This is a genomic window from Klebsiella sp. CTHL.F3a (assembly GCF_019890895.1).
GTDB classification, from domain to species: domain Bacteria; phylum Pseudomonadota; class Gammaproteobacteria; order Enterobacterales; family Enterobacteriaceae; genus Klebsiella; species Klebsiella grimontii.
In genome coordinates, this window is the sequence record NZ_CP082360.1 from 2,838,415 (window position 1) to 2,859,382 (window position 20,968).

Below are 20,968 nucleotides of genomic sequence, written 5' to 3' on the forward strand. Positions count from 1 at the left end.
TTGATTTTATTGGCATTGTCGTTAAAGTACCGCCCCCTTGACAGCAGGGGCGGAAAAAGGAAGTGAAAATTCAGATATCGAAGAAGACGGTTTCGTTTTCGCCCTGCAGATGAATATCGAAGCGGTAAACGATCTCCGTCCCGCGCACCTCGCGCTGGGCGATGAGGGTCTGGCGGCGCACTTCCCACTCAATCAAATTCAGCACCGGGTCGGCCTGGTTAGCGTCCTGTTCGTCAGAGAAGTACATCCGCGTGTTGAGGCCAATATTAATCCCGCGGGCGACCACCCATAAATTGACGTGCGGCGCCATAGCGCGACCATCGCGGCCAACAACGGCCCCGGGTTTGATAGTTTCAAAGCGCCAGACGCCGCTGGTGAAGTCCGAGCAGCTGCGTCCCCAGCCGCGAAATGCCGTATCCAGCTTCTTACCCTGCTGTCGGTCGTCAGGATGGTTATAGCGCCCGGCGGCGTTGGCCTGCCATATTTCCAGCAGCACATCGCGCACCGGGGTGCCGGAGCCGTCGATGACTCGACCTTCAATAGTAATGCGTTCGCCCTCGGTGTCGGCCGTCGTCAGCGTCGGACCAAAGTTTCTCTCAAAGATATGAAAGCCGGCGGCGTCCGGCGCCAGGCCGATATGCACATAAGGGCCAGCGGTTTGCGAAGCGGTTTCAGGTAAAAAATCTCTCATCGGGCGGCCCCCTGCGTGCGGTTTTCAAACAGCGTTGCGCGATGACCGCGCAGCACGAGATCAAAACGGTAGGCCAGAGAGTCCAGCGGGACGGCGGCATGGGTATCCAGCTCGGCGATCAGCGTTCTGATGGCATCATCGTTATTGATGGTTTTGACAATAGGGCACTGTTTAATCAGCGGGTCGCCCTCGAAATACATCTGGGTGATAAGACGCTGCGCCCAGGCTTCGCCGGAAAGCGAAAAGTGAATATGCGCCGGACGCCAGTCGCTGACCTGGTTGCGCCACGGATAGGGGCCGGGCTTGATGGTGCGGAAACAATAGTAACCGTTCTCATCGGTCAGCACGCGTCCGCAGCCGCCAAAGTTCGGGTCGATAGGCGCCAGATATTGATCTTTCTTATGCCGGTAGCGGCCGCCAGCGTTGGCCTGCCAGACTTCGACCAGCGTATTTTTCATCGGCCGACCAAACCCATCGCGAACGTAGCCGTGGACGATAATCCGCTCACCAATCGGCAGGCCGTCTTTGGCGTAGTTCAGGATCAGGTCGTTATCAAGTGCGCCGAGATCGTCGCTGCTGAATACCGGACCGGTGATCTCCGAAAGTGAATTCTGCAGGGAAATGAGCGCATTGCGCGGCGAGCGCAGCACGCTGGTTTTGTAGCCCGGCGCGTAGGCGGGAGGATGGCTACTGTAGTCGCGATGCAGGACCTCGCGCGGTGACCATTTGTCGTTCATGAGGGGACTCCGTGTTATCGGTAGAGAGGCATGTTGTTGTAATGTCGCCACATGCAGTGTGTGTAAATGTTTTGTTAATTTAAAGTGAAATTAAAGGGTGTTTAACATAACCGGTGGTTATGAAGTGAGCGGATGAAAAGAAACCGGCCAGCTACCGGCATCACAGTTTGTAAATTCTTCCCGCCGTCTTCAGACAGCTTTCCTACACTCCAGGGAGAATTCACTGGAGGTAAGACATCATGGCGAACACCATCACGGCTGATGAGATTCGGGAAAGCTTTTCGCAGGCGATGTCGGCGATGTACCAGCAGGAAGTTCCGCAGTACGGGACGCTACTGGAGCTGGTAGCCGACGTTAATCTGGCGATACTGGAAAATAACCCGACGCTGCACGAACAACTGGCCAACGCCGATGAGCTGGCGCGGCTGAACGTTGAACGCCACGGCGCGATCCGCGTCGGTACGGCGGAGGAACTGGCGACCCTGCGTCGCATGTTTGCCATTATGGGCATGTATCCCGTTAGCTATTACGATCTGTCGCAGGCCGGCGTACCGGTTCACTCCACTGCGTTTCGCCCCATCGATGACGCGGCGCTGGCGCGCAATCCGTTTCGCGTTTTTACCTCGCTCCTGCGCCTTGAGCTGATCGCCAATGAGGCGCTGCGCAAGCGGGCGGCGGAAATTCTTGCCCGGCGTGATATCTTCACGCCGCGCTGTCGCGAACTGATCGCACTTCATGAACAGAAGGGGGAGTTCACCGCCGCGGAGGCGCGTGAATTTGTGCAGCAGGCGCTGGAAACCTTTCGCTGGCATCGACATGCCACTGTCGATGAGGAAACCTATCACGCCCTGCACGAAGAGCACCGGCTGATTGCCGATGTGGTCTGTTTCCCCGGCTGTCACATTAATCATCTGACGCCGCGCACGCTGGATATCGACCGGGTTCAGGCGCTGATGCCTGAATGCGGTATCGCGCCGAAAGCGTTAATAGAAGGCCCGCCGCGCCGCGATGTGCCGATTTTGCTGCGCCAGACCAGCTTTAAGGCCCTTGAAGAGCCGGTGATGTTTGCCGGGGAGCATCGCGGCACCCATACGGCCCGCTTTGGCGAAATAGAGCAGCGCGGCATCGCCTTGACGCCGAAGGGCCGCGCTCTGTACGACCGACTGCTTAGCGAGGCGGGGGTGGGCAAAGATAATCTTAACCATCAGCGCCATCTGCAGGAGGTGTTTAGCCCGTTCCCGGACAGCGAATTCCTGCTGCGTCAGCAGGGGCTGGCGTACTTTCGTTACCGCCTGACGCCCGCAGGCGAGGCGCACCGCCAGGCCTTTCGGCCGGGCGACGATCCGCAGCGGCTGATTGAGCGCGGCTGGGTTATCGCGCAACCAATTATTTATGAAGACTTTTTACCGGTCAGCGCCGCCGGGATTTTTCAGTCCAACCTGGGTAACGAGATACAGGCCCGCAGCCACGGCAACGCCAGCCGCGAGGCCTTTGAGGAGGCGCTGGGCTGTGCGGTTTACGATGAGTTTGGCCTTTATCAGCAGGCGGAGGAGCGCAGTAAACGACGTTGCGGTCTGCTGTAAAATCAGTACTCTGCTGGCATGAGTCGTAAAAGGAAGCAGGCCATGCAGAATCCGTCTACCCCGCTGGTGAAAACCCGGCAGGGCACACTATCCGGCACCTCTGAAGAGAACATGCATATCTGGCGCGGTATTCCCTATGCCGCGCCGCCCGTCGGCGATCTTCGCTGGCGCGCGCCGCAGCCTGCCGCCCGCTGGCAGGGCGTACGCCGGGCGGAGACTTTCTCGGCCTCCAGTTGGCAAGATATTGAGTACTGTCGTGAGCTCGGCGGCGGCGATCCCGGCAGTTTTTCCGAAGATTGCCTCTACCTTAACGTCTGGTCACCCGCTTCGCGCGCGCAACCGCTGCCGGTGATGGTCTGGCTGCACGGCGGCGGCTATACCATCGGCGCGGGAAGTTTACCGCCCTATGATGGCAAAGCCTTAGCCTCCCGTGACGTTGTCGTGGTGACGGTCAACTACCGGCTGGGGCACCTGGGCTTTTTTGCCCATCCGGCGCTGGAGGAGGAAGCGGGCGAGCGCATCTATAATTTCGCGCTGCTTGACCAAATTGCCGCCCTGCAATGGGTTCAGGATAACATTCACGCTTTTGGCGGCGATGCGGCTAACGTCACGCTGTTCGGCGAGTCCGCCGGGGCGCGCAGCGTGCTGTCGCTCATGGTTTCGCCGAAATCCCGGGGACTGTTCCATAAAGCGATTATCCAGAGCGGCTATACCTTGCCGGATCTGCCGCGGGAAAAGGTGCTGGCCAAAGGGCAGCTTATCGCTGAACACTTCGCTTTACCGCAGGCCAGCGCCGAACAGCTGCGGGCGATTCCGGCAGAGGCGTTCTGGTCGCTGACCGCGCCGCTTACCATCGGCCCGGCGCCGATTGTTGGCGATGCCGTGCTGCCCCAGCCGATGCTGGAAACCTTTTTTAGCGGGCGTCAGCATCCGCTGCCGGTGATGATTGGTTCAAACAGCGATGAGGCCAGCGTGATGGCGGTGTTTGGCGTCGATATCGCCGGACAGATCCAGAAGCTTCGCCGCGAACGGCGCTTGGGTCTCGGGCTGATTAAACTGCTGTATCCCGGCGTCAAAGGCGATGAAGCGTTGGGGCGTGAAGTCTGCCGCGATATGGCGTTCACCACCCTGGGCTACGTGGTGATGCAGGCGCAGCAGCGGGTAGGGCAACCGTGCTGGCGCTACTGGTTTGACTACGTTGCCGAGGCGGAACACCAGACCTATCCGCACGGCGCATGGCACGGGAATGAAGTGGCATACGTTTTTGACAACCTCGATCTTGCCGAGCCGGTACGCCAGTATGCTAACGATCGCGACCGGACCTTTGCCGGCCAGGTCGCCGACTATTGGGCTAACTTCGCCCGCGTGGCCGGTAACGGCTGCCACGATCTCCCAGGGGCGGTGCGCTGGCCCGCCAGCGTGCGCGGTCGGGATCGTTTGTTGCGTATTGGCCTGCACAAACGAGCCGGTTTTAAGGTGGAAAACCGCTTTATGCGCGCGCGGCTGGCGCTGTTTCGCCGGGTGATGAAGCATCATGTGACCCTGGATTGACGCTGCCCGGAAGATGCCTTAAGACGCTGCGTGTTCTGTAAATGGGACGATGCGTCCCACTTTCGGCGGCTAATCCTCAGCCAGTGATTACACTATGATCGGTGCTGTTAACCCTACATCCGCGGAACCGAGGTTCCGACGGAAAATGTGATGCTGAAATGAGGATGAAATCATGGCTAAACCGTATGTTCGTCTGGATAAAAATGATGCCGCCGTGCTGCTGGTCGATCACCAGACCGGATTGCTCTCTCTTGTGCGCGATATCGATCCCGATAAATTCAAGAACAACGTCCTTGCCCTTGGCGACCTGGCGAAGTACTTCGCTCTGCCGACCATCTTAACCACCAGCTTTGAGAACGGCCCTAACGGTCCGCTGGTGCCGGAACTAAAAGCGCAGTTCCCTGATGCGCCATACATCGCGCGGCCGGGCAATATTAACGCCTGGGATAACGAAGATTTTGTGAAGGCGGTGAAGGCGACGGGCAAGAAGCAGCTGATCATCGCCGGGGTGGTGACTGAAGTCTGCGTGGCATTTCCGGCGCTGTCGGCCATCGAAGAGGGCTTTGATGTCTTTGTCGTGACCGATGCTTCCGGTACCTTTAACCCAATTACCCGCGATGCCGCCTGGGATCGTATGTCGCAGGCTGGTGTGCAGCTGATGTCGTGGTTCGGCGTTGCCTGCGAACTGCACCGCGACTGGCGGAATGATGTTGAAGGGCTAGGGACGCTGTTCTCTAACCATATTCCGGACTATCGCAACCTGATGACCAGTTTTAACCTTCTGCAGCAAAAATAGTCGTTCTCGCGGCCAGCGTTCGTCTGGCCGCTTCCCGTCACGTTTCGCTGGCGCTGTCTTTCGTGTGAAGCATCGCTGCCTGGCGAAATCATCGCCGCCCTGTGAATATCAGCAATTCGGTCTGGTCCGGTGGACATATTTTTTTCACGCATTTCTGCCGTCAACAATTGGATTATTAATCGTTTTTGTCTAGAGTGAGCGACATTCACGACGCATGGGTTTGTTACGTCGCGTCTCAATTCACATATGAAGAAGGATGCTCTCTCAGGCATGAACCGCAGACGTTTTCTCAAATCTTCCATGGCTGTTGCCGCCGTATGCGGAACGTCAGGAGTCGCCTCTCTATTTTCAAAAGCCGCATTCGCCGAGGACTCAGGAATTGCCGACGGTCAGACCCGTCGCTTTGATTACTCCGTACTCCAGTCGATGGCCCACGATCTTGCGCGTCAGCCCTGGGGCGGCGCGCCGCGCGATCTGCCGCCAACCCTGGCAAACCTGACCCCCCAGGCCTACAACAGCATTCAGTACGATGCTGCGCATTCGCTGTGGAATAATATTGAAGAGCGCAAGCTGGACATTCAGTTCTTCCACGTGGGGATGGGGTTTCGCCGCCGCGTGCGGATGTTCTCCCTGGATTCGCAAACCCAGCAGGCGCGGGAAATTCACTTCCGCCCTGAGCTGTTTAAATATAATGACGCCGGCGTCGACACCAAACAACTAGAAGGCCAGAGCGATCTCGGCTTTGCCGGATTCCGCGTGTTTAAAGCGCCGGAGCTGGCGCGTCGCGATATCGTCGCCTTCCTCGGCGCGAGTTATTTCCGCGCGGTGGACAGCACGTATCAGTACGGACTGTCAGCCCGCGGTCTGGCGATCGATACCTTTACCGATACGCCGGAAGAATTCCCTGACTTCACCTCTTTCTGGTTTGAGACCGTTAAACCGGGAGCTACGGTATTTACCGTCTATGCGCTGCTCGATAGCCCAAGCGTCACCGGGGCCTATAAGTTCGTCGTGAACTGTCAGGATACGCAGGTGATTATGGATGTGGAAAACCACATCTACGCGCGTAAAGACATCAAACAGCTGGGCATCGCGCCGATGACCAGTATGTTTAGCTGCGGCAATAACGAACGAAGGATGTGCGACACTATCCATCCGCAGATCCACGACTCCGACCGCCTGTCGATGTGGCTGGGCAACGGCGAGTGGGTGTGCCGTCCGCTGAACAACCCGCAGAAGCTGCAGTTCAACGCTTTCCAGGATAAGAATCCGCGTGGTTTTGGCCTACTGCAGCTGGACCGCGATTTCTCCCACTATCAGGATATTATGGGCTGGTATAACAAACGCCCAAGCCTGTGGGTGGAGCCGCGCAACCAGTGGGGCAAAGGGGCCGTCAACCTGATGGAGATCCCGACGACCGGTGAAACGCTGGACAATATCGTTTGCTTCTGGCAACCCGAGAAGCCGGTGAAAGCCGGGGATGAGCTGGACTTCCGCTATCGACTCTACTGGAGCGCGCAGCCGCCGGTCCGTTCGCCGCTGGCGCGGGTATTGGCGACGCGTACCGGCATGGGTGGTTTCCCTGAAGGCTGGGCGCCGGGTGAGCACTACCCGGATAAATGGACCCGTCGTTTTGCCATCGATTTCGTCGGCGGCGACCTGAAGGCCGCTGCGCCAAGAGGTATCGAGCCGGTGATTACCCTGTCGAGCGGCGAAGCGAAGCAGATAGAGATTCTCTACGTGGAACCGTTTGATGGTTATCGTATCCAGTTTGACTGGTACCCGACCTCTGATTCGACCGACCCGGTCGAGATGCGCATGTTCCTGCGCTGCCAGGGTGAGGCGATCAGTGAAACCTGGCTGTATCAGTACTTCCCGCCAGCGCCGGATAAACGCAACTATGTCGATGACCGGGTCATGAAGTAATAGCCCGTCACTCCGCCCGCCGAGGTGAGTCTGCGGGCGTTTTTCTTTTTATCAGACGATTAATCAGAGTGCGCCATGTCTGCCGAAAATACCGCTTCGATCGAACGCATTCCCGTCACGGCATCGCTCTCCCTGCGCGCGGTGGATGAGCGCTACGTGACGGAGTTGCACCAATTGGTAATGAAAAACCAGCGCTGGCTCCAGCAATCGCTGAGCTGGCCCGCTGACGTCAGTCACGAAGATGAAACCCGCCGCCACGTGCAGGGCAACGTGATGCTGCACCAGCGCGGTTACGCCAAAATGTTTTTGCTCTTTCTGCAGGAAGAGATCGTCGGCGTGCTGTCGTTTAACCAGATTGAGCCGATCAATAAGACCGCCTATATCGGCTACTGGATTGATGAGAGCCATCAGGGGCAGGGGCTGCTCTCTCAGGCGCTGCAGGCGCTGATGGACTTTTTTGCCCGCAGCGGGACGGTTCGCCGCTTCGTGATTAAATGTCGGGTAGCAAACCAGAGAAGCAATCAGGTCGCTCTGCGTAACGGTTTCACCCTCGAAGGGTGCCTGAAGCAGGCCGAGTATCTGAACGGTTCGTATGATGACCAGAATATCTACGGGCGCATTATTGATTGTCGCTCTGAGCAGTTCCCGGGTCGCGGCTGACGCCTTACCCGGGCTACAGGCCGTACGGACATGCAGCCCGGGCAAGGCGCGTTGAGCGCCGCCCCGGGAATAGCGCGCAGGGGCCTGAAGCTGATAAACCACGCGGTCGGGAGCAAAGGTCACAGAAAGCCGACAATGGGCGTGCGGGTAAAATGCTCGTCTCCGTTTATTACTTTCTCCCCGCGGATATAAATGGCGTCGCCTGCGCTGGCCTCAATTCGCGCCCGATCGCCGATCGTCACCTGATGTTCAATCACCACATCGCCGCAAATGACCGCATGGCCTTCAATTAACACGCTATCGTCAAGCAGAATTGGCCCGCCGCGCAGGTACGCATGTCCACCGACCATCGCCCGATGCTTCAGCAGGCAGTTGCCTTCGACCACCGCATGCTCCGCCACCTGCGAACTGTAGCGCAGGGTGGGGATGGCGTCCTCTTCACGGCCGGCGATAATCTTCGCGTTACCGTATACCCTGGCGTTATCGCAGACCCAGACGTCGTTCTCATCGTTGCCCTCCAGCCGCGCCTGGTCGAAGATTTCCGCCCGATGCTCAACAAACGCGTGTTCGACAAAGGCATCGCCGTAAATTTGCGCCTGGTGAACGATTCTCGATGCGCTGACCGTCGCCCGCTGATAAATCCGCAGGATTTTATCATTGTCTGCGGTCAGGCCCCGGGCGGCGATAATATGACAGTGGGGGAGAATGCGCGCATTGTCGGCCAGGTGACAATATCCGCGAATCTGCGAATGCGAAACGGTGACGTTGTCACTTATTCGCGCGGAGTGGCTAACGTGTACGCTATCCAGTCGGACATTATCGCTGATAATCGCCCCCAGGCTGATAATACACTCGCCGATTAAGCGCGCGTTGCCCTCGATTTTCGCACCGGCAAAAACGGCGCTATTGGCGTCATAAATCCAGCACTCGCCGTCATGGCTCAGGGCGGCCTCATCATCGATCCAGCCGCCTTCGTCGCCGGTTTTCACGTCGGCGAAATCCCGCAAGGCGATAATTTGCCGCAGATTTACGCTATGTTTAATGCCGTCTGTCTGGTAGTGAAACGGGCGAACCTGTTCGCTGAGGGAATATTTGCGCATCGGCCTTACTCATTACATATGGTTAACATAAACATAGCAAAAAACGCCGTAGCGCGTTTTTGAAGGTTCTTTTAGAATGCAACTTAAGATAAATTGAAAGTTTAAACAAAATGAATAAAAAGCAGGGCGCGAGCCGGGTGCTGAATCTTCCGGCGGGCTATTTTGGTATGGTTCTGGGCATTATCGGCATGGGCTTCGCCTGGCGCTACGCCAGCACGATCTTGCCGGTGAGCCGGATCGTCGGCGACGGTCTGGTGGTCACGGCAACGGTCATCTGGGCGCTGCTGGCGCTGGCTTTTATCGGCCGGGCAGTCCGTTTCCCGCACAGCGTAGTGCAGGAGATGCGCCATCCGGTCGCCAGCAGTTTTGTCAGCCTGTTTCCGGCCACCACGATGCTGGTCGCTATCGGTTTTGTACCCTGGCTGCGTCCGCTGTCTCTGGTGTTATTCAGCATTGGCGTAGTATTGCAACTGAGCTATGCGGCCTGGCAGAGCGCCGGGCTATGGCGGGGGAGCCATCCCAACGAGGCGACCACCCCGGGCCTCTATCTGCCGACGGTGGCAAACAACTTTATCAGCGCCATGGCCTGCGGCGCGCTGGGCTTTACCGACGCCGGACTGGTGTTTCTTGGCGCCGGATTATTCTCCTGGCTTAGCCTTGAACCGGTGATTCTGCAACGCCTGCGTAGCGACGGAGAACTGCCGATGGCCATGCGTACATCGCTCGGCATTCAGCTGGCTCCGGCGCTGGTGGCGTGCAGCGCCTGGCTGAGCGTGAACGGCGGCGAGGCGGATACCTTCGCTAAGCTGCTGTTCGGCTATGGTCTGCTTCAGCTGCTGTTTATGCTGCGCCTGATGCCGTGGTACCTGCGCCAGCCGTTTAACGCCTCGTTCTGGAGCTTCTCATTCGGCGTTTCCGCGTTGGCGACCACCGGCCTGCATCTCAGTCATCAGCATCCGGACGGCTTTTTCCACACCCTCGCGCTCCCGCTGTTTCTCTTTACCAATCTGATCGTTGGGCTGCTGCTGATTCGTACCTTCCTGCTGCTGATGCGCGGTAAACTGCTGATTCGCGTCGAACGCGACACGTTATTAAAAAACAAGGATTAACCATGACTCTTCGCGACGAAAATTACTTCACCGACAAATATGGAATGACCCGCACCCACTCCGAGGTACTGCACGCCGCCACGCTGATTGCGCCGGGCAAGGCGCTGGATCTGGGCTGCGGCAACGGGCGCAATAGCCTCTACCTGGCGGCCAACGGGTTTGACGTCACCGCATGGGATAAAAATCCGGCCAGCATCGGCAATCTTGAGCGTATTCGTCAGGCGGAAGGGCTGGAGAATCTGCGGACGGCGATTAAGGACCTTAACGCCCTCAGTTTTGACGGCGAGTATGACTTTATTCTTTCGACCGTGGTGATGATGTTCCTGGAAGCGAAGACCATCCCGGGTCTGATTGCCAACATGCAGCGCTGCACCCGGCCCGGCGGCTACAATCTGATTGTTGCGGCCATGGATACCGACGATTTTCCGTGCACCGTTGGCTTCCCGTTCGCGTTTAAACCGGAAGAGCTGCGCAACTATTATTCAGGCTGGACGTTGCTCAAATATAACGAAGACGTCGGTGAACTCCACCGCACCGACGCCAACGGTAAGCGGATTAAGCTGCGTTTCGCCACGATGCTGGCGCGAAAGCTGGCTTAACGCGCCGCTAACAGGCAGAGCTGTAGCGCGGTCTGATAAGACGCCTCAAAGGCGCGCAGCGGCAGAAACTCAAATTTCGAGTGGAAGTTGTGCGCGCCGGTAAAGAAATTGGGCGTTAATACGCCTTTTGCCGACAGGGCCGCGCCGTCGGTGCCGCCGCGCATCGGCGTCGGTTTTGGCGTGATGCCTAAGCTTTCCATCGCTTCAAATAGCAGGTCAATAGCCCGGCGGTCTTCGCCAACGGCGTTGCTGATATTGCTGTAAATATCGCTCACCTGGTATTCCACGTGGCCCGTAGGATACTGCGCGGCGATTTGCTGCGCCACCTCGCCAATCTGCTGCTTACGGCGAGTAAAGCTTTCAAGGTCGAAATCGCGAATGCTGGCCTGCAGCAGGGTACTGTTCTGATCGCCCTGGATGCCGTTAAACCACACGTAACCCTCGCGTCCGGCGGTATGCTCCGGCGTTTGCTGGCGATCGAAATGGCTCATGTAATCGGTGGCCATCAGCAGCGGATTCACCAGCACCCCTTTTGACGACATTGGGTGGGCGGTCACGCCGGTAAAGCGAATTTCCGCGGCGGCGGCGTTAAAGTTCTCATAGACGATTTCCCCAAGCTCGCAGCAGTCGATGGTCCAGGCAAAATCGACGGCAAAGCGCGCGAGATCCAGCGCTTTCGCACCGCGCAGACCCACTTCCTCATCCGGCACAAACGCCACTACGATATCGCCGTGGCGGTGCTCCGGCGTCAGGTTCTCCAGCAGCGTCATCACTACCGTCACGGCGGATTTGTTATCCGCCCCGAGCACGCTGGTACCGTCGCTAAAGATAATCTCTTCATCAGGATACGCGAGGATTTCCGGATGCTCGGCGACGCGCAGCCAGATATCTTTTTCCCTGTTCAAACAGAGATCTTCACCAGTAAATCGCAGAATTTGTGGATGAATATCCGGCGACAGCCCGACGTCAACGGTATCGATGTGGGTAATAAAGCCAATCCGCGGGGCGCCTGCGACATTACCCTTTTTCACCGCCGTGACGGTTGCGTGTTGGTCAATCACAATCTCATCCAGCCCCAGCTGGCGTAGTTCATCCGCAAGCGCCTGCGCCATCGCGTGTTGCCCGGCGGTGGTGGGCAGAGTCGTGGCTCGCGGGTCGCTTTGGCTGGTTATCGCCAGGTAGCGAAAGAAGCGTTGGGTTAATTGACTGGCCAAGGCTGATGACATAGTGATTCCTTCTTTATTCGAGTTTTCAGGTGTTTGCAATCAGACTTTAGTGTTATGTATGAAAGGGAAAACAACAAGCTATTCATTAGCTGACAAATTAAAAAGGAAAACCTATGCAACGCAGATTAACGACGCTTGCTCTGGCGTTAGCGGCCCTGACGGCCAGCTCGGCCATTAGCGCAAAAACGCTGGTCTACTGCTCAGAAGGATCGCCGGAAAATTTTAACCCTCAACTCTACACCTCCGGGACCAGCGTGGACGCCAGCGCGGTGCCTGTTTATAACCGGCTGGTCGATTTTAAAGTCGGCACTACGGAACTGGTGCCGAGCCTCGCTGAGAGCTGGGAAGTCAGCGAGGATGGCAAAGTTTATACGTTCCATTTACGCAAAGGCGTTAAATTCCAGAGTAATAAATATTTTAAACCCAGCCGTGATTTTAATGCCGACGACGTTATTTTTTCGTTTATGCGGCAAAAGGATCCTCAACACCCTTATCACAATATCTCCAGCGGCAATTATTCTAATTTTGAGAGCCTGGAATTTGGCCAGTTAATTACCGCGATTGATAAGCCTGATGAATATACGGTGCGTTTCACGCTGGCTCATGCCGAAGCGCCATTTGTCGCCGATCTTGCCTGGTATTTCGCCTCTATTTTATCGGCGGAATATGCCGATGCGATGTTAAAAGCCGGTACGCCAGAGCGTGTGGATATGGACCCGATTGGTACCGGTCCTTTCAGGCTCGCGCAATATCAAAAAGATTCCCGTATTCTTTTCACCGCGTTCCCGGAATACTGGCAGGGGAAGGCGCAGATCGACCGTCTCATTTTCAGCATCACGCCGGACGCCTCGGTACGTTACGCCAAGCTGGAGAAAAACGAGTGCCAGGTGATGCCGTTCCCTAATCCGGCCGATCTGCCGCGAATGAAAGAGAACAATGCGATCAACCTGATGAGCAAAGCGGGTCTTAACACCGGCTTCCTTGCTTTTAACACCCAAAAAGCGCCGCTGGACAACGTGAAGGTGCGCCAGGCGTTAGCGATGGCGATTAATAAACCGGCGATTATTGAGGCGGTATTCCACGGTACCGGTACGGTGGCGAAAAACCTGCTGCCGCCGGGCGTATGGAGCGCGGATAGCCAGCTTAAGGATTATGAATACGATCCGCAGAAGGCCAAAGCGCTGCTGGCGGAATCGGGCGTTGCGGGGCCCATTACCATCGATCTGTGGGCGATGCCGGTGCAGCGACCCTATAACCCGAACGCCAAACGTATGGCCGAGATGATTCAGGCCGACTGGGCGAAAATCGGCGTGCAAACTACCATTACAACCTATGAGTGGGGTGAATACTTAAAGCGGGTGAAGGATGGCGAACATCAGGCGGCGCTGATGGGCTGGACCACCGCCACCGGCGACCCGGATAACTTCTTCGGCCCATTATTTACCTGCCAGTCGGCGAAGGGTGGATCGAACTCGGCAAAATGGTGCTATCAGCCATTTGATAAAATAATTGCCGAAGCAAAATCGATAACCGACCGCCAAAAACGCGAAGCGCTCTATCTTCAGGCGCAACAGATGATGCACGATCAGATGCCGGCAGTAATGATTGCCCACTCGACAATATTTGAACCGGTGCGAAAAAATGTCTCCGGCTACGAAATAGACCCCTTTGGCAAGCATATTTTTTATCAGGTTGATATCAGATAAACGGCTAAAGATAGCCCGCCGGCAACGGCGGGTTTATTTTATTGCACTACTTGACGTAGCACCCTTTTTGTCACAAAACTTACCCGTGTTATTTGCTATAACTCTTGCCGAAATGGTATTCACAGGGATTAACCTATATGCGTACTCAGTTATTTTTTAAGGTCGCCGCGCTCGCTGGCCTGTTAGCATTGGCCGGCTGCTCATCTAAAATCGCTAAACCGGAACAATATTCGGGATTTTTAAAAGATTACTCTAACTTAAAAGAAACCACCTCGGCATCCGGCAAACCGGAACTGCGCTGGATTTCTCCGGATTACAATCCGAGCAACTATGACAACGTTGTTTATAATCCGATCACCTACTACCCGGTACCGAAACCGACCACTCAGGTGGGCGAGAAGGCGCTCAACGATATCCTGAGTTACACCAATAAAGAGATGAAACAGGCTATTTCCGAGCGTAAACCGCTGGCTACCACCGCAGGTAAGCGCAGCCTGATCTTCCGCGGCGCCATTACCGGCGTGGATTCCAGCAAAGAAGGCCTGCAGTTCTACGAAGTGATCCCGGTCGCGATGATTATCGCCGGTACCCAGGCGGCAACCGGTCACCGTACCATGGATACCAACCTGTACTTTGAAGGTGAACTGATTGATGCCGCGACCAAAAAGCCGGTCATCAAAGTGGTTCGTAAAGGCGAAGGCAAAAATCTGTCCAACGAAAATACCCCGCTCACCGTCGAGACGCTGAAGCAGGTGATAGACGATATGGCGATTGACGCGGTGAAATTCGATCCGAATAACCGCTAAGCAAGGTTCATCGTAAAATGAAGGCGCTATTCGTTGATAGCGCCTTTTTTATTAGCCACAACGCAGCGTCAGCGGTGTTATGAGCGAACCTGGGCCAGCCTGCGGCGCAGCAGCCACTGCTCCGGACGAGCAAACATCACCAGATTTCCCACCAGGATCAGCGCCAGCCCGGCCACGGCGTTGCTATGCCAGACGTAGCCTTCATAAAAGGTGGAAATCGTCAGGGCGACGAGTGGAAACAGCAGGGTGCTGTATGCCGCTTTCCCTGCGCCGATGCGACCCACCAGGGTGAAGTAGGCGCCAAAAGCAATTACCGAGCCAAACACGGCCAGATACAGCAGCGCCCCCATATAGCTCAGCGTCCACTGTGGGGCAAAGCTATCACCGCGTATCAGCGCGATGGCGCCCATGACCAGGGTGCCGTAAAGCATGGCCCAGCTGTTGGTGGTCAAGGTCTCCAGGCCGCGGCGCTGGTGGCGGATGCTGAGCATATTGCCGAGTGAAAAGCCATAGGTTCCCAGCGCGCTGAGGGCGATACCCAGCAGCAGCGAGGCGTCCAGGCCGCTGGCCCAGAGATCATCCCAGAATAGCGTCACGATCCCTGCCAGGCCCAGCGCGGCGGCCAGCCAGAAACGGCCAGGAGGCTGCTGACGATAGAAGAGAAAGCTGTTGATCGCATTAAACAGCACCGCCATAGAGAAGATCACCGATTCAAGGCCGGTATTGATATACGCGGCGGCGGTATAAAAACACCAGAAATTAAAACAGAAGACGCAGCAGCCCTGCAGCAGGCAGAAGACATGGTCGCGCGCGGCCAGCGGGCGCAGGCGACGGGTAACCAGTAGAATGGTCAGCATCGCGACGCTGGCGACGGCAAAGCGCCAGAAAATGGACACCGGCGCGGCAACCGGCCCCTGCTGCAAAAAGATAGCAATCCATGTCGTGCCCCAGATAACCACGACCAACCCGTAGAGTAATGCGTTCAAAATGTCTCTCCTGTGAGTGTTGTCGCGATCATTTTGCGGCCTGGCACCGCGCGGCGCTGTCATCTGCTTGTTGCCGACTTGCAAATTCTTGCGCTTATTTTTAGCCTGCGGCAGGGGAAGGCTGGTATCTGCCAGCGACTCTTCATAGACTAGAGATCTGTGGAATCAGAAGTGTGAAGGGTTATGGCTTACGGGACTTTCGAAACATTGCGTCAAAAAAATGCCGTGCTGCGCGAGACGGTGCAGCTCAACTCCGGTATTCAGCTGGCCGCGTGGTATAACAATCTTGATACCATTACGGTAAAAAGCGACCACCATACCCTGAGCCTGTATATTGCCGATGGCTACGAAAGTTACCAAAAAACGCCCCACGGCTGGAAAAACGGCGGCGGGCCGGACCGTTTCTGTCTGATGCCAAAAGGCGATGAGAGCACCTGGGATATCCGCGGCGATCTCTCTTTTGTGCATCTTTACTGCACCGATGAACACCTGCGTCGGGTCGGCGAGCAGATTTGGGACCGCAGCCCGGCCTCGTTCACGCTGCAGGAAAAAACCTTCTCCAGCGATGATAAAATCACCGCTGTCTATCGCCAGTTTCTTCTCGACAACGACTGGCAGCAGCAGGCGAATCAACTGACGTTGAGTTCGGCCAGCACGCTGCTGCTCACTCACCTGATTCAGCGCTATTCAAACGTCCAGTGGCGCCTACCGACGGTGACCGGCGGGCTGGCGCCGCACGTCTTGCGTAATCTGCTGGCATGGATTGAGGAGAACCTCGACCGGCCGTTAACTCTCGCGGATCTGGCGCAGGAAGCGGCGCTGAGTGAATACCATTTTGCGCGGATGTTTCGCCAGTCGATGAAGATGGCGCCGCATCAGTACGTGATGCAGCGCCGGATGGTCAAAGCACAGGAACTGATATACCGTAGCCAGATGTCGTTAACCGATATTGCGATGGCCTGCGGCTTTAGCACGGCCAGCCACTTTAGTCATCGGGTGAAAAGCGCCACCGGCCTGACGCCCTCGCAGCTACGCGCGGCGCAGCGATGAGAGCAAAACGTAGCTGACGCCGCCGAGAGCCAGTCCCCAAAATGCAGAACCGACACCGCCCAGCGTCACGCCGCTGGCGGTGACCAGAAAAGTCACCACCGCCGCATCGCGCTCACTCTCCTGATTCAACGCCTGAAACAAACTGCCGCCGATGGTGCCGAGTAGCGCAAGCCCGGCAAGCATCTGGATCCACGCCATTGGTAGCGCTGACATCAGCGAGGTGATGGAGCCGCCAAATATCCCCGCCAACAGATAAAAAACGCCCGCCGCCGCCGCCGCGAGCCAGCGCTTTTGCGGGTCCGGATGGGCATCCGGGCTCTGGCAAATCGCGGCCGTAATGGCGGCGATGCAGATCGAGTAGACGCCAAAGGGCGACAGCAGCAGCGCCAGGCCGCCGGTGGCGACAATCAGCGTTGAAGCAGGGACCCGATAGCCGGAGGCCTGAAGGGTGGCGAAGCCGGGGGCGTTTTGCGACGCCATGGTGACGAGGAAAAACGGCACGCCGACGCTGAGCAACAGTGCTGGCGTAAATTCAGGCGCAATCCAGGACGGGGCGACGAAGCTCAAACCTATTTGTGACGTTGTCACATCTCCGCTAAACCCGGCTACCGCGGCGCCTGCCAGCAGGGCAGCCACTACCGCGAAGCGGGGAAGCCAGGCTTTGCACAGTAGCCAGACGGCTAACATACTGCCGCAGAGCAGCAAATTTCCCTGCAGGCTGACGAAAGCCTGCATGCCGAAGCGCAGCAAAATCCCGGCCAGCATCGCCGCCGCCAGCGAATGAGGGATGATTTTCATTAGCCTGGCAAAGATGCCGGTGGCGCCGCAAAGCAGGATTAAGGCATTGGCAAAAATAAAGACGCCAACCGCCTGGGAGAGCGTGACCCCCTGCAGGCCGGTGACCAGCAGCGCGGCGCCCGGCGTCGACCACGCGGTAAGGATAGGCACCTTCCGCCACAGGGTGAGCGCCAGGGTGCTGACGCCCATCCCCAGGCCTAAGGCGGTCATCCAGCCCGCGATTTGCGAAGCATCGGCGCCTGCCGCGGCGGCGGCCTGCCAGATGATCGCCGCAGAGCTGGCGTAGCCGACCAGTACGGCAACGAAGCCGGCTAACAGAGTCGGGAGAGGGAGAGTAAAAGTGCGCATGGTTGTGCCTTGTACGTTATAACGGTCGATATAATTTAGCATCGTGCGCTATAACGCACAATCGGCTTTTGGTGTGCTGAACCCCGACAGGCTTTGGGACCTGGTAAGCTAAAACTGCATTCCCCCTGTAGAATCCGACGCATGCGCGTATAATTCCCGCAGAGATTATTAGGAGGTTGAATGGATATTGCGCAACACCTGTCGGCAACGTTAAAAACGCTGCGACAGCAGCGCGGCTGGAGCCTGTCGCGCCTGGCGGAAGAGACTGGCGTATCGAAGGCGATGCTGGGGCAGATCGAACGTAACGAATCCAGCCCGACGGTGGCGACGTTATGGAAAATCGCTACCGGGCTTAACGTACCGTTTTCCGCCTTTATTGTTGCCGATGACGCCGCCGAACCGACGGCGTTCGATCCCCAGCAGCAGGCCATGGTGGTGACGCCGCTCTTCCCATGGGACCCGGCGCTGCGCTTCGATCACTTCTCCATTACCCTTGCCCCCGGCGCGCTGAGCGAGTCAACGCCGCATGAGCAAGGGGTTATCGAACATGTGGTGGTGATTAGCGGCGTGCTGGATCTTTGCCTGCAGGGGGCGTGGCTGACGCTGCAGCCAGGAGAAGGGCGGCGCTTCGCCGGCGATTTAGCGCACGCCTATCGCAATAGCGGGTCGCACACCGCCCATTTCCATTCGTTGATCCACTATCCGAAAGAGAAATAAAAAAGCCGCGAGCAAACTCGCGGCCAGGCAAATGACTGAGACAGCAAATCACAACGTGACGAGGAAAATCCGGAATACGTGATGACTCTATCCTTAGGCGCTTTTTCTGGGAAATATCTTTTCCTTCAATGCTTTGCTAAAAACTGAAAATTACTCCCGCCGCGGCGATGGAAATTGTTTTGGTCTGTGCCCAGTTCTGACTACAATAGCCGCCATTTCGACCCCCTATAATGGATAACGACGAGCGTATGCGCCTGCAAAACCATCATCTTGAACTACTGAGTCCCGCCCGCGATGCCGGGATCGCCCGTGAAGCGATTTTACACGGCGCGGATGCGGTCTACATCGGCGGGCCGGGCTTTGGCGCGCGCCACAACGCCAGCAATAGCCTGAGCGATATCGCCGGTCTGGTACCGTTTGCCCATCGCTACGGCGCGAAAGTGTTCGTGACCCTGAACACCATTCTTCATGATGATGAACTGGAACCGGCGCAGCGCCTGATAACCGACCTGTATGAAACCGGGGTGGACGCGCTGATTGTCCAGGATATGGGGGTGATGGAGCTGGATATTCCTCCGATAGAGCTGCACGCCAGCACCCAGTGCGATATCCGCAGCGTAGAGAAAGCGAAGTTTCTCTCCGACGTCGGCTTCAGCCAAATCGTGCTTGCCCGCGAGCTGAATCTTCAGCAAATCAAAGCGATTTACGATAACACCGACGCGACCATTGAATTCTTTATCCACGGCGCGCTGTGCGTGGCCTATTCCGGGCAGTGCAATATTTCCCATGCCCAGACCGGGCGCAGCGCCAACCGCGGCGACTGCTCGCAGGCCTGCCGTCTGCCCTACACTCTCAAAGATGACCAGGGCCGCGTGGTGGCGTATGAAAAGCATTTGCTATCGATGAAAGACAACGATCAGACCGCCAACCTGGCCGCGCTGATCGATGCCGGGGTGCGCTCCTTCAAGATTGAAGGCCGCTACAAAGATATGAGCTATGTGAAGAACATCACCGCACATTATCGCCAGATGCTGGACGCCATTATTGACGATCGCGGCGACCTGGCGCGCGCCTCATCGGGGCGAACCGAACACTTTTTTGTACCGTCGACGGATAAGACCTTTCATCGCGGCAGCACCGACTATTTTGTCAATGCGCGCAAAGGCGACATTGGCGCTTTTGATTCACCAAAGTTTATTGGCCTGCCGGTGGGTGAAGTTCTGAAAGTCGGCAAAGACTTTCTCGACGTTGAGGTGAGCGAAACGCTGACCAACGGCGACGGCCTGAACGTGATGATCAAACGTGAAATCGTCGGCTTTCGCGCCAACACGGTGGAAAAAACCGGCGAAAATCGCTACCGCGTATGGCCGAATGAGATGCCCGCGGATTTATACAAAGTGCGTCCGCACCAGCCGTTAAACCGCAACCTCGATCATAACTGGCAGCAGGCGCTGCTGAAAACCTCCAGCGAGCGCCGCATCGCCGTCGATATCGAACTGAGCGGCTGGCAGGAGCAGCTGGTCCTGACGATGACCAGCGAAGAGGGCGTCAGCGTCACCCACACGCTGGATGGCGAGTTTGCCGAGGCGACCCAGGCGGAGAAAGCGCTGGCGAACCTGCGCGATGGTGTGGCGAAGCTTGGCCAGACCATTTACTATTCGCGCAACGTCGAGATTAACCTGCCCGGCGCGCTGTTTGTGCCAAACAGCCTGCTTAACCAGCTGCGCCGTGAAACGGCTGAAATGCTCGATGATGCGCGCCTGAAGGCCGTGGCGCGCGGCAGCCGCAAGCCGGTTTCCGTTCCACCGCCGGTGTATCCGGAAACGCATCTGTCGTTTCTGGCTAACGTTTACAACCACAAAGCGCGCGAGTTTTATCAACGTTACGGCGTACAGCTGATCGACGCCGCCTATGAAGCCCACGAAGAGAAAGGCGATGTGCCGGTGATGATTACCAAGCACTGCCTGCGCTTTGCCTTCAACCTCTGTCCGAAACAGGCCAAAGGCTCGATTAAGAGCTGGAAGGCGACGCCGATGCAGCTCATTCACGGTGATGAAGTGCTGACGCTGAAGTTCGATTGCCGGCCGTGCGAAATGCACGTGGTTGGTAAGATAAAAAATCATATTCTGAAAATGCCGCTGCCGGGCAGTATCGTGGCGTCCGTGAGCCCCGATGAGCTGATGAAAACGCTGCCAAAACGCAAGGGCGCTTGATAACGAAATCGCTACTGGTAGTGATGCATTTTCGGTTTTCGCGCATTCTGCCAGTGGTGATGTTCACGCAACTCGGAGGCGGCGTCTTCCGCCTGGCTGCGCAGTTCATCGCTATCGGCTTCATGCTGCAATTGCTGTTCGAGACTCTGTACCGGGAAGAAATCGTGCCCTTGTTTGCGGGCCAGTACGTGCCCGGAAAACAGGGCGCACACCAGCAGTAACGTCGAAATGCTTCTCCTGAACATCTCTTTTTCCATGCTATCGGCGAATGGGGCTACTATGCCCGGAATTGGTTGAGCTTATCTCTGCGGTTATCAAAGAAGAGAAAAGCCTTTGTCAGCGGCACCTGACGGATGGCGAAAAAAA

General features: G+C 56.9%; 19 protein-coding genes. 12 read left to right on the plus strand and 7 right to left on the minus strand.

Annotated elements, in window-relative coordinates; all coding sequences use genetic code 11:
• Positions 1-70: 70 nt before the first annotated feature.
• Both pcaG and pcaH read right to left on the minus strand, forming a co-directional pair.
• Entirely contained in the window at positions 71-691 is a 621-nt protein-coding gene (gene pcaG, locus K7H21_RS13350) for a protocatechuate 3,4-dioxygenase subunit alpha (RefSeq protein WP_004120878.1), read from the minus strand.
• Positions 688-1,428, minus strand: coding sequence for a protocatechuate 3,4-dioxygenase subunit beta (gene pcaH, locus K7H21_RS13355; RefSeq protein ID WP_004120877.1), 741 nt, complete (start codon positions 1,426-1,428; stop codon positions 688-690). The genes pcaG and pcaH overlap by 4 nt, the downstream gene beginning before the upstream one ends.
• A gap of 239 nt (positions 1,429-1,667) precedes the next feature.
• Here pcaH and hglS point away from each other — a divergent pair, with 239 nt between their 5' ends.
• The 5 genes from hglS (at position 1,668) to rimL (ending at position 7,944) form a co-directional block, all read left to right on the plus strand.
• Entirely contained in the window at positions 1,668-3,011 is a 1,344-nt protein-coding gene (hglS, locus tag K7H21_RS13360; protein WP_049114505.1) for a 2-oxoadipate dioxygenase/decarboxylase HglS, read from the plus strand.
• A 42-nt stretch (positions 3,012-3,053) separates the two neighbouring features.
• Positions 3,054-4,562 (plus strand): carboxylesterase/lipase family protein, encoded by a 1,509-nt coding sequence (locus K7H21_RS13365; protein WP_223035850.1) that lies wholly within the window; start codon positions 3,054-3,056, stop codon positions 4,560-4,562.
• 172 nt (positions 4,563-4,734) lie between these two features.
• A complete protein-coding gene (gene ycaC, locus K7H21_RS13370) occupies positions 4,735-5,358 on the plus strand; it encodes an isochorismate family cysteine hydrolase YcaC (RefSeq protein ID WP_004120873.1) in 624 nt (207 codons plus the stop codon).
• A gap of 270 nt (positions 5,359-5,628) precedes the next feature.
• Positions 5,629-7,284: a glucan biosynthesis protein D gene (locus K7H21_RS13375; RefSeq protein WP_049114504.1), complete on the plus strand. Its 1,656-nt coding sequence runs from the start codon at positions 5,629-5,631 to the stop codon at positions 7,282-7,284.
• A 75-nt stretch (positions 7,285-7,359) separates the two neighbouring features.
• Positions 7,360-7,944, plus strand: a complete 585-nt coding sequence (gene rimL, locus K7H21_RS13380; protein ID WP_004120867.1) for a 50S ribosomal protein L7/L12-serine acetyltransferase — start codon at positions 7,360-7,362, stop codon at positions 7,942-7,944.
• A gap of 119 nt (positions 7,945-8,063) precedes the next feature.
• On the opposite strand, the gene ydcK is transcribed toward rimL, so the two are convergent.
• Complete coding sequence (gene ydcK / locus K7H21_RS13385; RefSeq protein ID WP_004120864.1) at positions 8,064-9,044, minus strand: YdcK family protein; 981 nt, start codon at positions 9,042-9,044, stop codon at positions 8,064-8,066.
• A gap of 110 nt (positions 9,045-9,154) precedes the next feature.
• Between ydcK and tehA the strand changes: the two genes are divergently transcribed.
• Positions 9,155-10,153, plus strand: a complete 999-nt coding sequence (gene tehA, locus K7H21_RS13390; RefSeq protein ID WP_049113753.1) for a dicarboxylate transporter/tellurite-resistance protein TehA — start codon at positions 9,155-9,157, stop codon at positions 10,151-10,153.
• 2 nt (positions 10,154-10,155) lie between these two features.
• Entirely contained in the window at positions 10,156-10,752 is a 597-nt protein-coding gene (gene tehB, locus K7H21_RS13395; RefSeq protein WP_004120858.1) for a tellurite resistance methyltransferase TehB, read from the plus strand.
• Here tehB and pepT read toward each other — a convergent pair.
• Entirely contained in the window at positions 10,749-11,978 is a 1,230-nt protein-coding gene (gene pepT, locus K7H21_RS13400) for a peptidase T (protein ID WP_049113752.1), read from the minus strand. The two genes, tehB and pepT, sit on opposite strands and share 4 nt — an antisense overlap.
• A 113-nt stretch (positions 11,979-12,091) precedes the next feature.
• Between pepT and K7H21_RS13405 the strand changes: the two genes are divergently transcribed.
• Together K7H21_RS13405 and K7H21_RS13410 are read left to right on the plus strand one after the other, a co-directional pair.
• Positions 12,092-13,684: an ABC transporter substrate-binding protein gene (locus K7H21_RS13405; protein WP_004120855.1), complete on the plus strand. Its 1,593-nt coding sequence runs from the start codon at positions 12,092-12,094 to the stop codon at positions 13,682-13,684.
• 137 nt (positions 13,685-13,821) lie between these two features.
• Complete coding sequence (locus tag K7H21_RS13410) at positions 13,822-14,490, plus strand: DUF3313 domain-containing protein (protein WP_004120852.1); 669 nt, start codon at positions 13,822-13,824, stop codon at positions 14,488-14,490.
• 77 nt (positions 14,491-14,567) lie between these two features.
• On the opposite strand, the gene K7H21_RS13415 is transcribed toward K7H21_RS13410, so the two are convergent.
• A complete protein-coding gene (locus tag K7H21_RS13415; protein WP_223035851.1) occupies positions 14,568-15,476 on the minus strand; it encodes a DMT family transporter in 909 nt (302 codons plus the stop codon).
• Positions 15,477-15,659: 183 nt separating this feature from the next.
• Here K7H21_RS13415 and K7H21_RS13420 point away from each other — a divergent pair, with 183 nt between their 5' ends.
• On the plus strand, positions 15,660-16,526 hold the full coding sequence (locus tag K7H21_RS13420) for a helix-turn-helix domain-containing protein (RefSeq protein ID WP_142445703.1): 867 nt from the start codon (positions 15,660-15,662) through the stop codon (positions 16,524-16,526).
• Here the strand turns inward: K7H21_RS13420 and K7H21_RS13425 are convergent.
• Positions 16,506-17,672, minus strand: coding sequence for a benzoate/H(+) symporter BenE family transporter (locus K7H21_RS13425; RefSeq protein WP_142445704.1), 1,167 nt, complete (start codon positions 17,670-17,672; stop codon positions 16,506-16,508). The genes K7H21_RS13420 and K7H21_RS13425 overlap by 21 nt on opposite strands.
• Positions 17,673-17,852: 180 nt before the next feature.
• Here K7H21_RS13425 and K7H21_RS13430 point away from each other — a divergent pair, with 180 nt between their 5' ends.
• Positions 17,853-18,389, plus strand: coding sequence for a helix-turn-helix domain-containing protein (locus K7H21_RS13430; protein ID WP_087829437.1), 537 nt, complete (start codon positions 17,853-17,855; stop codon positions 18,387-18,389).
• Positions 18,390-18,637: 248 nt separating this feature from the next.
• Positions 18,638-20,602 (plus strand): peptidase U32 family protein, encoded by a 1,965-nt coding sequence (locus tag K7H21_RS13435; protein WP_142445705.1) that lies wholly within the window; start codon positions 18,638-18,640, stop codon positions 20,600-20,602.
• 11 nt (positions 20,603-20,613) lie between these two features.
• On the opposite strand, the gene K7H21_RS13440 is transcribed toward K7H21_RS13435, so the two are convergent.
• Complete coding sequence (locus K7H21_RS13440) at positions 20,614-20,847, minus strand: DUF2554 family protein (protein ID WP_004120832.1); 234 nt, start codon at positions 20,845-20,847, stop codon at positions 20,614-20,616.
• Between the last annotated feature and the right edge of the window lie 121 nt (positions 20,848-20,968).